Genomic DNA, 12,488 nt, shown 5'->3' with positions numbered 1-12,488 from the left:
ATTTTTTTTTGTTACAATTATACATTTAATACTCTAAATTTATTAAATTCAAAAAGGCAAAAAAATATGTATGATGAAAGAATAATTAATACTATGACAGATAAGGTAAATGAGCTCTTGGCTAAATATAATGAAGTTTGCGAAATAAATGAAAATTTAAGAAATGAATTAGTTAGCGTAAAAGCACAAAATGAAGCTAAAAGCAATCAAATTACTCGTTTAGAGGAAGAATTAAAAAATAAAAATATTGAAAGTGAAGATGTAATTAAAAAAATAGAGGCCGTTCTTGGCAAACAATAACCAAAGAAAAGTTACAATCAATGTTTATGCAAAAGATTTTGTAGTAACTTGTAGTAATGAATTTGCAAACCATCTTGAAGATGAAATTGCTTTAATTTCCAGTGGCACTGGAAAAATAGAACTTGCAAATTTCATTAATACTTTTGTAAAGCTTAGCTATGAGAATTATATTTTAAAAAAAGAACTAAATAAACTTATCAATACTATCGATGAAGAAATAAAATAAATGCAAACAAAAAGAGCTTTTACTTTAATAGAGCTTGTGTTTTGTATTTTAATTATTGCAATTCTTTCTGCAATTGCTTATCCACATTTTTCCTTTAGCATAAATGATGCAAAAATGATTAAATTAAAAAGTGAATTAGAAGTTATAAATTCTTCTTTGGCTTTAATTAGAAATCAATTTGTATTTAAAGAAAATACTGATTTCCCTAAAATTTTAGATGATGCTTTAATAAATGTTGAAAATCAGAAATTATTTTTTTGTTCTAATATCCAAACTCAAAATTGCAAAGGTGAGAATTGTTGTTTATATAGTATATTAGAAAAACCAATTATCTCAAGCAAGAAATCATGGATGAAAGTAGAAAATACCAAATATAGATTTTTTATAAGCACCAAAAATTATATAGATTTTGCTTATAATAGTGAAAAAGTTTTTTTAGAATGTGTAAGTTTAAATTGTAAGGATTATGGATTTTGAATTTTTATCAGCTTGCTATTAAGGGATATTATTTAGATGTATTAACTTATGAGAGTAAAAAAGAATTTGAAATTTTAGATGAAGTTATAGTAGATCTTGTAAACAAGAAAAATCTTAAAGCTATAATATTGCAAAAATGCCAAAAACCTGAATTTAAAACTCAAACTATAAAAGAGAAAACAGGCTTTAAGCTTACATTATACCAATATGAGCTTGCCCAGTTTATCACTTATTATTATGCTAGTAAAATAGCCTTTGTTTTAGGTATGTTTGAAAGTATTAAAGAATATAAAAGTGAAAAAATTTATATAGAAAAAACGCCTAGTTTAAGTAAAAATCAACAAGAAGCTTTGGAATTTATAAAAACTAAACAAACTAGCTTGTTATTTGGCGATACAGGAAGTGGTAAAACCGAAATTTATATTAGCTTGATGAAAGAATATTTGGAGCAAGGAAAGCAAGTTTTGTTTTTAATGCCAGAAATTTCTCTAACTCCGCAAATGCAAAAAAGATTAAAAGTGTATTTTGGTGAGCATTTTTTTTTGTGGCATTCTAAAATTACTAAGAAAAAAAAGCAAGAATATTTACAAGATTTAGCAAATTCAAAAGCTCTTTTAGTGGTGGGAGCTAGATCAGCTTTGTTTTTACCTTTTAAAAATTTAGGTTTAATTATTATAGATGAAGAACATGATAATTCTTATAAAGCTTCAAATAATCCAAAAATCAATGCTAGAGATTTAGCTTTATTTATATCAAAAAAAATGGATATAAAAGTTCTTTTAGGCTCAGCTACTCCAAGCGTTACAAGTTTTTATAAACACCATTATTTTAGACTTAAAGGAACTTTTTTTGAAAGCAAAAAGCAGTTTTTATACGATGAGAGTGAGCTTAGCGTTTCATCAAAATTGCTTTTAGAATTAAAAATTAGCTTAAGAAATAAAAAGCAAGCTGTTGTATTTTTACCCACAAGGGCAAATTTTAGACAAATTTTATGCAAAGAATGTGCAAATACCATTAAATGTCCTTTTTGTTCTATTGCTTTGAGTTTACATAAAAATAAAAATGCATTAAAATGCCATTATTGCAATTTTACTAAAGAAATTGACCAAACTTGCCCAGCTTGCAATGGAGTTATGCTTGAAGCTAAAAAAATGGGTACAGCAGAACTTTGTGAACTTTTAGAAAAAGAATTAGTCGGGTTTAATCCTATTATAAAAAGATTTGACAGTGATGAAATCAGTAGTGTTAAAAAACTTGATGTGATCTTAAAAGATTTTAATCAAAAAAAAATTGATATTTTAGTAGGTACTTCTATGCTTGCTAAGGGACATGATTATCACAATGTTGATTTAAGTGTGATTTTAGGTCTTGATGAATATTTATTTAGACCTAATTTTAAAGCCTTAGAAGAGACTTTAGCCCTTGCTATGCAAGTAGCTGGTCGTGCAGGTCGTAAGGGTGAGGGTAGGGTGCTTTTACAAACCAAGAATAGATCTTTTTTTGAAAAATATATACAAGATTATGATGGCTTTATAAAAGACGAGCTGGAAATTAGAAAAGATCTTTATCCTCCATTTAAAAGACTTTTAAGATTAATTATTGAAGATGAGGATAAAAATAAAGCTTTAAATTTATGTGAATTTATAGCTAATAAAGCACAAGAGTTAAAGCAAGTGCAATTAGTAGGACATGGTGTTTGTGGTATTGAAATGCTAAATAAAAAATGGCGTTTTTATGTATTATTACGTGCTAATACTCATCAAGAACTTGTAAAATTTGAACATTTTGCTTTAAATTTTAAAAATATTACTTGTGATATAGATCCAGTTGATTTTAGTTAGCTTTTTAAATTTTACGAAAGTCAAAAAAGTATAAAATAACAAAAAGTGAGAGCAAAATGGAATATAAAAGGTATAAAACAAGACAAATAAAAGTAGGTAATGTTTTAATTGGTGGAAATGCTCCTATATCGGTACAATCAATGCTTTTTACTAAAACAAGAGATATTGAAGGTTGTTTAGAGCAACTTAATAGGCTTTATTTTGCCGGTGCAAATATAGTGCGTTTGGCGTGTTTGGATATGGCAGATGCAAGAGCTTTAAAAGAAATCAAAGTAAAAAGCCCCTTGCCTTTAATAGTAGATATACATTTTAACTATAAGTTAGCAGTTTTTTGTGCTGAATTTATTGATGGAGTGAGAATTAACCCAGGAAATATAGGCTCAAAAGAAAATATCAAAGAAGTAGTACACGCTTGTAAACAAAGAAAAATTCCTATTAGGATAGGGGTAAATCATGGCTCTATAGAAAAGCAATTTAGTGATAAATATGGTTATAATATAGAGGCTATGCTCGAAAGTGCTTTGTATAATATAAAATTACTAGAAGATTTAGACTTTTTTGATATTAAAATTTCTATGAAAACTTCAGATGTACAAAATACCATAAAAGCTTATGAAGCTCTAAGACCGCTTTGTGATTATCCGTTCCATTTAGGGGTTACTGAAGCAGGAACTAAATTTCATAGTACGGTTAAAAGTTCGATTGCTTTAGGTAATTTGCTTTTAAATGGTATAGGCGATACGATGAGAGTTTCTATGACGGGGGAGCTTGAAGAAGAGATTAAGGTGGCAAGAGCGATTTTGCAAGATAGTGGAGTGCAAAAAAGTGGAGTTAATATCATCTCATGCCCAACTTGCGGAAGAATTCAAAGTGATTTGATTAAAGCAATTAAAATAGTAGAAGAAAAAACTAAGCATATAAAAGAACCTTTAAATATAAGTGTTATGGGTTGTGTGGTAAATGCCTTGGGTGAGGCTAAAGGTGCTGATGTGGCTATTGCTTTTGGTAAAAATCAAGGTTTAATTATAAGACATGGTGAAGTGGTAGCAAAATTAAAAGAAGATGAGCTTGTGGATAGATTTTTACTTGAAGTAGAAGATGAGGTAAAGCTTAGAGAAAAAGATTAATTTTTTTCTAAGTAATTTTTTTGCAAATTTTGTAATTTTTTAGAAATTTTTACTTTATAAATACTTGGATTTTGTAATTTTTTAAATTTATAATCTAAGCTTAAAATACTTTTTTTGTAATAATTTTGTATATTAATTAAATCAGGGTTATGATAGACTAACTCCCCATTTTTAAAAATAAGTTCATGTAAGTTTTTTTCCACAAAATCTTTATGGTTTTTTACATTTTCATCATATGCATATAAAGCATCAAAACAAGCTTTGCCATTTTTGTAATATCTTATAAGCTTTTTAAAGTGTGGTAAGGTTGTTTTACTTAAGCTCGCACTAATTTTAATTTTTGGAATAATTTTTTCATTCTTTTCTATTGCTACAAGTTTATATACAGCTCCAAAAATAGGCGAACTTGCTGAGGTAATAAGTTTTTCTCCAATTCCGAAAGCATCAATTGGAGCTTTATTTTTTAATAATTTTTCAATAGTAAACTCATCTAAAGCATTACTAGCTATGATTTTACACTTTTTTAGACCCACAAGATCCAGTTTTTTTCTAACAAATTTAGAAATTTTAAGCAAATCTCCTGAATCTATGCGTATAGAATAATTTTGCATAGTGTTTTCAGCATTTAGCTCGTTAAAAACTAAAATAGCATCTTCAACGCCTTTTTTATAGTCATAAGTATCAACCAAAAGACTTACATTGTCTTTATAAATTTGACAATATGTTTTAAAGGCACTTAATTCATTATCAAACATTTGTACCCAAGCGTGTGACATAGTTCCACTAATAGGAATGTTAAATTTTTTTCCAGCTAAAGTACAAGCACTTGCATGAAAACCACCGATAAAAGCAGCTCTAGCTCCGTTTAAAGCTGCACTTTCTCCATGAGCTCTACGGGAGCCAAATTCTAAAAGTGTTTTATTTTGTGCCACTTGACTTATTCTGCTAGCTTTAGTAGCAACCAAACACTGATGATTTAGTGTTAAAAGTATGAAAGTTTCTAATAATAAGGCTTCTATAATCGGTGTTTTAATATACATTAAAGGTTCATTTGCAAATACACATTCACCTTCTTTTACACTAAATATATCTCCACTAAAACGAAGAGTTGAAAGATAATTTAAAAAATTACTATCGAATTTTTTAGTATTTTTTAAATATTCTATATCACTTTTGGTAAAAGAAAAATTTTTGATATGTTCTATAATTTGCTCTAAACCACAAAATATAGCAAAAGAAGCTTCATCTGGAGCTTTTCTAAAGAAAACTTCAAAATATACAATTTGCTTATGCATATTTTGTTTAAAATAAGCATAAGCCATACTTAATTCGTAAAAATCACATAATAATGAAGAATTCATATTAAAGGATTTTTACTAAATATCAATCCATTTGGCGACGCAAAAAAGCAGGAACATCTAATTGTGAAATTACTTCTTCATCAAAACCACCACTGGCTTTGCGTAAATTCATATAACTATTTTTCTTACTTTCTTCTTGCTCTTTAGCACTTTCTAATCCTGCTTTATCCTCAAAACCTGTTGCGATAATGGTTACTTCAACACGATCTCCCATGCTTTCATCTGTAGTGGCACCAAAAATCACTTTAGCATTTTCATCTGCTATATCACTAATACTTTGAGTAGCTTGTGAAATTTCAATTAGTGAGCATTCAGGACCGATTTTATAATGTATGATTACACCTTTAACGCCTTTCATAGTCATACCATCTAATAATGGGGATTCAATAGCATTTGACAATGCATCCATAATAGCATTTTCACCTTCACCATGTCCAACACCCATTAAAGCTAAACCTCTATGACTCATAACAGTTCTAACATCAGCAAAATCCACATTAATATCACCATCTTCTAAAAGGATAGACACCATACCTCTAACAGCTCTAGCTAAGATGTCATCTACTAGCTTAAATGCTTCTTTTATACCTGCTTTTTTAGGAAGTATACTAAGAAGTTTTTCATTCTGTATTACAATAATAGAATCACTTTCTTTTTTTAATTCAGCTAAACCAGCTTCAGCCAATTTTTTTCTTTGTTTTCCTTCAAATGTAAAAGGCATAGTTACAACTGAAACAGTTAAAGCACCTACTTCTTTAGCAGCTTGTGCTACAACTGGAGCAGCTCCGGTACCAGTTCCACCACCAAGTCCAGCAGAAATAAACACTATATCACTTTGGCTTAAGGCAGCTTTTATTTCTTCGAAACTTTCTCTTGCACTTTCTGCACCAATTTCAGGTTGCATTCCAGCACCCAAACCTTTGGTTTTTTTCTCTCCAAGTTGAATTCTAGTTTTTGCTAAAGATTTTGCTATAGCTTGTGCATCGGTGTTTGCTGAAATAAGGTCAAGTTCATGCAAGCCCATATTTACCATATGGTCTATCATGTTACCACCACCACCACCGCAGCCTATAACTTTTATTTTTGCACCCTTTGCATGTTGCATTTCTTCTACTAGATATTCGCTCATTGTGTATCTCCTAAATTAGAACTGGTTTATTAGTTTATTCCAAAAATTATGTAAAAAACCTGATTTTTTTTCTTTTTTTACTTCAACTTTTATCAATTCTTCCTTTTCATTATCAAAATCATTTTGACTTTGATAAAAATCTTCAAGATTTTTATCTTCCTCTTCATTATCTTCTATGGTGAGGTTTTGTTTAATTTGTTTATTAATAAATTCAGGCTCTCCTTTATACCTTAGTTTCTCATTAGAATCTAACTCATAGGGAGTAAAATATCCACCACCATACAAACAAAGACCTATAGCACAACTATTTTCAGCATCATCAAAGATTTCTTTAAATCCGTCCATAGTATCTTTTTTTGCGGTTGCTATTCTAACAGCTTTATTATCAAAGTAAGCTGAAGCAAGTTTATCAAGTCCTGTAAATTTTGTCATACCACCAGTTAAAACTATACCAGCACCAGCTTGATTAGCACAAGTATTATCACTAAGCATTTTAGCTAAAATAATGATAGTTTCTTCAATTCTTGCATAAATTACATTAGATATAACTTCTACTGAGACTTCGTTTTTTCTTTTTTCATCACCCATATATGGAATTTGAATAATTGAATTTTCATTTTGTACCAATGATGCATAATTTAATTTTAGTTTTTCAGCTTCTTTTGGTGGAGTATGTAGAGCTATAGATAGATCATTTGTAATATTAACCGAGCCAATTTGTAAGCATTCATTATAGCGTATAGAATTTCCAGCATGGATTACCATATCACAAACGGCTCCACCCATATCAATTAAAATAGCACCTAATTCTTTTTCGCTTTCATCAAAACAAGCAATAGAAGAAGCATAACCTGAAAGAACTATATTATCAACCCTAAGATCCGCAAGTTCCACAGCTTTTTTTAAATTTTTTATATGAACTTCTTGAGAGATTATAATGTGGGTTGAAACTTCAAGACGATTTCCACTCATCCCTAAAGGATCTTCAACATGTTCAAGATCATTGACTTTAAAATTATAAGGTAATACATGGATAATCTCATATCCACTTGGAATATTAGCTGTGTGTTTTGCTGTACTAACTGCTCTGTGGATTTCTTTGATTCCTATTTCATGATTTGGTATATTTACTACTCCTATACTATCAACACTTTTAGCATAGGCACCTGAAATAGAAACTATAACTTTATCATAATGTACTCCTGACATCATTTGAGCATTAGATACTGCCTCTTCTATAGATTTAGAAGCAAGCTCTATATTAGTGATTGCTCCTTTTTTTATACCATTGGATTTAGATTTACCAAAACCAATAATTTTCAAACCTTCTTCATTTTTTTGTGCTAATATTGCACAAGTTTGTACCGATCCTAAGTCAATTCCTAAAATATTCAATTTGTGCTTCCTTTGTAATAGCGTTGTATTGGATATAACTCTATAAGTTTTTTTAGTAATTCTTCTTTGATTAAAGATTGCTTTGTTTGTCTTGCACTTTGTTCTATAATGAAACGATAAACTTCTTCTTTATTTTTGTTTTCTAAAGTCTGTGCTATTATCTCATAAATAACTGCTTTATCATCGAATAATACATAAGATTTTGCTTTGTTAGAATCAAATACTTGCATTAAAAATTCGCTAAACTCTGCATCATTCATCATATTGCCTACTTTAGAACCTTTTGCTGAGTCTCTACTGTATGTTCCTATGTCTATACCTTGAAAATTTTCCAAAGCAATTTTTGCTTTTTCTTCTAAAATAGATTTTGTTTTTTCTTTTATGTAAAGTTTGCTAACTTCATCCTTGGCTTGTTCGAAAGTCATTGTTTGAGCAGGATTGATTTTGATAATTTTAGCTATCATATAACCATCTTTGAATTTAAAAGGTTTAATAAAATCGCCTTCTTTACCTTTTTGTATAAGTTCTAAAGGGTAATAAATATCAGCATCATTTATTGTAATATTTTTATCAAAACTAAGTTCATTTTTTCTTAAAGCCACATAGCTTTCATTTGCTTTAAGTTTCAATTTAGATAGTTTTATATCTTTTAAAACTTGATTTTTACTTTGTTCTAAATTTAGAATTTTACCAGAAAAGTCCTTGTAGTTATTTTTATTTTCATCATAGTAATCTTGAAGTTCTTTATCGTTGATTTTTTCATTATCGGGTTTTAAAAAATAAGTCGCCAAGTTATAGGTTTTTTGTGTTTTGTATAATTCTTTATTTTTTTCCCAAGTTTGTTTTAGTTCAGCTTCGTTGATTGGGATGTTATTTGCATGAATTACTTGAATTTTTAATTTATCTTGCATTAAAAAACTAGCTGCAAACATATCAAGTTCTTCATTTTTGATTTGTAGATTTAAAATCATATTTATTTTTTTAAGTAATAATTCATCATGAATTAGTTTTTCATAAGTTTTTGGAGTGTAGTTATTTCGGGATAAAATATTGTAGTATAAATTTTTATCAAAAACACCAGATGCGTTATGAAAAATTTTTTGATGTGCTAAATCATAAGCAATTTCTTCTTCGCTTACTTCTAAACCTAAAGTTTTTGCATAAGAAAGAAGTAATTTTTCTTGTATAAGTTCATTAATAGCTTGTATGTCTAAACCATCTTTTTGTGCTTGTTCTTGAGTGTAATTGTTATTATTTAGTTGTGAGTAGTAGCTAAATAATTGAGAGTATTTGAGATTAAATTCTTCATGGCTTATTTTTTCGTTACCAACTTTTGCAACAGAATTTGAACGATCTGTATTAAAATCATAACTTCCCCAGCCAACAAAACCTGCTCCAACAAAAGCAATAACACTAATCCAAATTGTAACAACTAAATACTTTTTATGATGCTGCATCCATGTGAGCATTTTTTCCCCAATCGTAATATTGATAAAATTAAACTATAAATTATAAATAATTTGTGATTAATAAAAAATTAATTTTTAAAAATTATGATAAATTTGTTTCTGCTAAATGGATAATTTTACAAGAATTCTCTATTAAATCTACAATTTTTCCTAGCTCATAACTAGTTCTACCGTATGCAAAAATTCCATAGCCTTTAACTACAACAAAATTTTGTTTTTGTTCTATCATATAGCGATAGATTTCAGTTTGTGATCTATCTTCCCAATCCTCATAATTTTTAGGATTATAAACTCGAATTTCTTCAAGAAAAATTTCACCAAAATAATCTTGTGGTGTTATAAAATCATGATTTAAACTTATAGATAAGGTATAAGCTGGATAAGCAAAACACACAAATTTAGCTTCAGGAATATTCTCATATATGCTTTTATGAATTTCAGAGTCACTACTAGCTTCATTCCAGCTGTAATCTTTTTTAAAATTTAAAATACTTAAATTTTTTTCGTTGAGTTGATTTAAAAATGTATTGTTTTTATTGATAATAAATGAACTTTGTGAAAGTTTTGCTGATACCGAACCATGACATATTCCAAAAAAGTTTTTTTTAAACATTGAAGATGAGAGGGTTTGAATTTGAGAAATAATATTTTCTTTATTCATTAAAAACCTTATTTTAAACTTAGCTAAGATATTATACTAAAAAAATATTAAAAGGTATATTTTGCAAAGTCCTCATATTCCAGTTTTACTACAAGAGGTTTTAAAAATTTTTGAAGATGTTGATAATGGAGATTTTTTGGATTGTACTTTGGGCTATGGAGGACACTCCAAAGCTTTATTGCAAGCACATGAAAAATTAAATTTGATTGCTTGTGATAAAGATTTGGAAGCCTTGAATTTCTCCAAAGAATTCTTGAAAGAATTTCAAAATAGAATAAACTTTAAACATATGAGTTTTAGAGAAATACTAAGTAATATTTCTACGCAAAATCTAAGAGGAATTTTAGCTGATATCGGTGTTTCTTCTTTGCAACTTGATAAAAATGATAGAGGATTTTCTCTTAATTCTGATTTTTTAGATATGAGAATGGATCAAAATAACACTTTAAGTGCAAAAGAAGTGGTAAATTCTTATAGCAAAGAAGCTTTAGAGCAAATTTTTAAAGATTATGGAGATTTGACACCTGTAGCATCAATGCTTGCTCAAAAAATTATTATTGCAAGAAGTCAAAAAGAAATCACTAGTGCTAAAGATTTGTATCAAATAGTTGGAAATACTAAATTAAAAGGACGTAATGTACCTTTAGCATTACTTGTTTTTCAAGCTTTGCGTATAGAAGTAAATGATGAATTAGGAGAACTAAAACAATTACTTGAAAGTATAGAAAAAGCGAATTTAAAAAATTGTAAACTTGCTGTCATTAGCTTTCATTCTTTAGAAGATAAAATAGTAAAAAATACTTTTAAAAGATGGGAAAAAGATTGTATTTGTGATGAAAGAGCAATAAAATGTGAATGTGGTAAAAATCATAGCATTGGTAAAATTTTAACTAAAAAAGTTATAAGTGCTTCCAAAGAAGAAATAAGTTATAATAGTAGATCAAGTTGTGCAAAGATGAGAGTTTTTTATTTTAGGTAAGCAATGATTGACGATGATTTTTTAAAAGAAAAACAAAATATACGCGAAAAGATGCTTAAATATTCTAGAGCCATTAAAGAAGGTAAACCTTATGAAGAATACGAGCAAAATTTTAATGATAGTGATCGAATATTAAAAAATAGAATTCAGCGCAAAAAAAGACCTAAATTTACAGATTTTGATGAAGAATACGAAGAAAAACCTAAAAAACAATCTGCTATTTATTTAAAAGAAGATTTGATTAATGTTAAGCTTGAAGAACGAAAACCTTTTAAAATACAATTTAATTTTTTTAAAAGAAAAAAAGATAAGACTAATAAAAAAAATGAGAAAAATTCTAAAATTTATCAAGAATCAAAAAGAGTAGAAAAAACTAACCTAAAACAAGAAAAAAAAGAAATTAAAAAGTTTTCTAAAATTATTACCAAAAGTAATATTTTTATCACAACAAAAATTCAAGATTTAAAAGAAAAGAGAAAAGAACAAAATAAAATCAAGCAAGAATTAAAAGAGCAAAAAAAAATAGAAAAAGAAAGAGCAAAAAAAAATCAAGAGCAGTTAATAGAAAAAGAAAAACTAACATTACAAAAGCAAAAAATTTTAGAGGAAAAAGTTAGACTAGAGGAAAACCAAGAATATAATCAAGAAGATAAATATGAGCTTTTAGATAGTATAGTAAGTGAAGAAAATAGAAATTTAAGCCCAAAAAATTTATTATACGCAAACTTGATGATAATAATTGCTTTAATCATATTTTTTCCACAAATTTATATTAGAAATCAAATTTATTATATTAGCAGAGATATAGCTGATTTAAGATCTCAAGAATGGGTTTTAAGCGAGGAAAATAAAGAACTTCAAAGAAAATTGGAAGCCATTTATTTTCAAAATCAAATTTTAGATTATTTAGATTAATTTTGTGTTTGTATGATTTTTTCTAATACGTATTGTTCAAGTTGATTTTTTGAAATTTCTTCCTTAATAGCTTGGTTATAAATTTCTTCAGCAATTTTAGAGTATTTTTCATAAGCAAAGTAAGGAAAGTGTAAAGACCAAGCTTTCTGTAATAATCTTTTACTAATAACTTTCCTAGTATAAATTTTAAAGACATCATAACCTATAAAAACACAAACTGTTACAAAAATAGCACTCAAAATACTAATGTGAAAATCAATAATAGTTAAAAAATAATGTGTGATTAAAATTAAAGGAATAATAATTAAAGCACAAAAAAATGTATAAATAAGATAAGAATTAAAAACTTTAAATTTGAAATTTAATTTTGCAGGATCTACCATCATACCTTCATTTAATAAAGCATTTGCCTCAAGGAGATCTTTTAAGTTAACAGGTTGGTTTGAAACCTTAAAAATAAAATTTAAAATAAATTCTTGAATTTTCATTGTTTTGTCCATTTATTTTTTTATGATTTTATCATTTTTGCTTTTAAATAAACTAAAATTTAAGTCTTGTAAATGAAATCTTGTGTTAAAATCTATATTATTTTAACTTTAAAGAAAGAA

The 12,488-nt window shown here is 27.7% G+C and carries 13 protein-coding genes; 7 read left to right on the top strand and 6 right to left on the bottom strand.

What is annotated here, in order from left to right:
- Nucleotides 1–66 precede the first annotated feature (66 nt).
- Genes CAQ16704_RS06035 through ispG form a run of 5 tightly spaced genes read left to right on the top strand, consistent with a single transcriptional unit; the run spans nucleotide 67 to nucleotide 3,971 of the window.
- Nucleotides 67–300, top strand: coding sequence for a hypothetical protein (locus CAQ16704_RS06035; protein WP_039667338.1), 234 nt, complete (start codon nucleotides 67–69; stop codon nucleotides 298–300).
- Entirely contained in the window at nucleotides 287–526 is a 240-nt protein-coding gene (locus CAQ16704_RS06030) for a hypothetical protein (RefSeq protein ID WP_039667337.1), read from the top strand. Before CAQ16704_RS06035 ends, CAQ16704_RS06030 begins: the two co-directional genes overlap by 14 nt.
- Complete coding sequence (locus CAQ16704_RS06025; RefSeq protein WP_039667336.1) at nucleotides 527–1,003, top strand: prepilin-type N-terminal cleavage/methylation domain-containing protein; 477 nt, start codon at nucleotides 527–529, stop codon at nucleotides 1,001–1,003.
- The gene (locus CAQ16704_RS06020) at nucleotides 1,000–2,844 is read left to right on the top strand and encodes a primosomal protein N' (RefSeq protein ID WP_039667335.1); all 1,845 of its coding nucleotides are present in this window, start codon (nucleotides 1,000–1,002) and stop codon (nucleotides 2,842–2,844) included. Before CAQ16704_RS06025 ends, CAQ16704_RS06020 begins: the two co-directional genes overlap by 4 nt.
- Before the next feature lie 35 nt (nucleotides 2,845–2,879).
- Nucleotides 2,880–3,971 (top strand): flavodoxin-dependent (E)-4-hydroxy-3-methylbut-2-enyl-diphosphate synthase, encoded by a 1,092-nt coding sequence (ispG, locus tag CAQ16704_RS06015; protein ID WP_256375738.1) that lies wholly within the window; start codon nucleotides 2,880–2,882, stop codon nucleotides 3,969–3,971.
- Here the strand turns inward: ispG and CAQ16704_RS06010 are convergent.
- The 5 genes from CAQ16704_RS06010 to CAQ16704_RS05990 form a co-directional block, all read right to left on the bottom strand.
- Nucleotides 3,968–5,332: a nicotinate phosphoribosyltransferase gene (locus CAQ16704_RS06010; RefSeq protein WP_039667333.1), complete on the bottom strand. Its 1,365-nt coding sequence runs from the start codon at nucleotides 5,330–5,332 to the stop codon at nucleotides 3,968–3,970. The genes ispG and CAQ16704_RS06010 overlap by 4 nt on opposite strands.
- Nucleotides 5,333–5,354: 22 nt before the next feature.
- Nucleotides 5,355–6,461 carry a cell division protein FtsZ gene (ftsZ, locus tag CAQ16704_RS06005; protein ID WP_039667332.1) on the bottom strand — a complete coding sequence of 369 codons (1,107 nt, stop codon included), beginning with the start codon at nucleotides 6,459–6,461 and terminating at the stop codon, nucleotides 5,355–5,357.
- A gap of 15 nt (nucleotides 6,462–6,476) precedes the next feature.
- Nucleotides 6,477–7,856, bottom strand: a complete 1,380-nt coding sequence (gene ftsA, locus CAQ16704_RS06000; RefSeq protein ID WP_039667331.1) for a cell division protein FtsA — start codon at nucleotides 7,854–7,856, stop codon at nucleotides 6,477–6,479.
- A complete protein-coding gene (locus CAQ16704_RS05995; protein WP_039667330.1) occupies nucleotides 7,853–9,325 on the bottom strand; it encodes a peptidylprolyl isomerase in 1,473 nt (490 codons plus the stop codon). The genes ftsA and CAQ16704_RS05995 overlap by 4 nt, the downstream gene beginning before the upstream one ends.
- Before the next feature lie 82 nt (nucleotides 9,326–9,407).
- Nucleotides 9,408–9,986 (bottom strand): class II aldolase and adducin N-terminal domain-containing protein, encoded by a 579-nt coding sequence (locus CAQ16704_RS05990; protein WP_039667329.1) that lies wholly within the window; start codon nucleotides 9,984–9,986, stop codon nucleotides 9,408–9,410.
- Nucleotides 9,987–10,047: 61 nt separating this feature from the next.
- Between CAQ16704_RS05990 and rsmH the strand changes: the two genes are divergently transcribed.
- Both rsmH and CAQ16704_RS08085 read left to right on the top strand, forming a co-directional pair.
- Nucleotides 10,048–10,965, top strand: a complete 918-nt coding sequence (gene rsmH / locus CAQ16704_RS05985; protein ID WP_039667328.1) for a 16S rRNA (cytosine(1402)-N(4))-methyltransferase RsmH — start codon at nucleotides 10,048–10,050, stop codon at nucleotides 10,963–10,965.
- 3 nt (nucleotides 10,966–10,968) lie between these two features.
- On the top strand, nucleotides 10,969–11,880 hold the full coding sequence (locus CAQ16704_RS08085) for a hypothetical protein (RefSeq protein WP_039667327.1): 912 nt from the start codon (nucleotides 10,969–10,971) through the stop codon (nucleotides 11,878–11,880).
- On the opposite strand, the gene CAQ16704_RS05975 is transcribed toward CAQ16704_RS08085, so the two are convergent.
- The gene (locus tag CAQ16704_RS05975) at nucleotides 11,877–12,368 is read right to left on the bottom strand and encodes a hypothetical protein (RefSeq protein ID WP_148308482.1); all 492 of its coding nucleotides are present in this window, start codon (nucleotides 12,366–12,368) and stop codon (nucleotides 11,877–11,879) included. The two genes, CAQ16704_RS08085 and CAQ16704_RS05975, sit on opposite strands and share 4 nt — an antisense overlap.
- Nucleotides 12,369–12,488: the final 120 nt, after the last annotated feature.

This window comes from Campylobacter sp. RM16704, from assembly GCF_000816245.1.
Lineage (GTDB): Bacteria > Campylobacterota > Campylobacteria > Campylobacterales > Campylobacteraceae > Campylobacter_D.
Note: the sequence above shows the minus strand (reverse complement) of the source record. Positions and strands in the feature narration are given on the sequence as shown.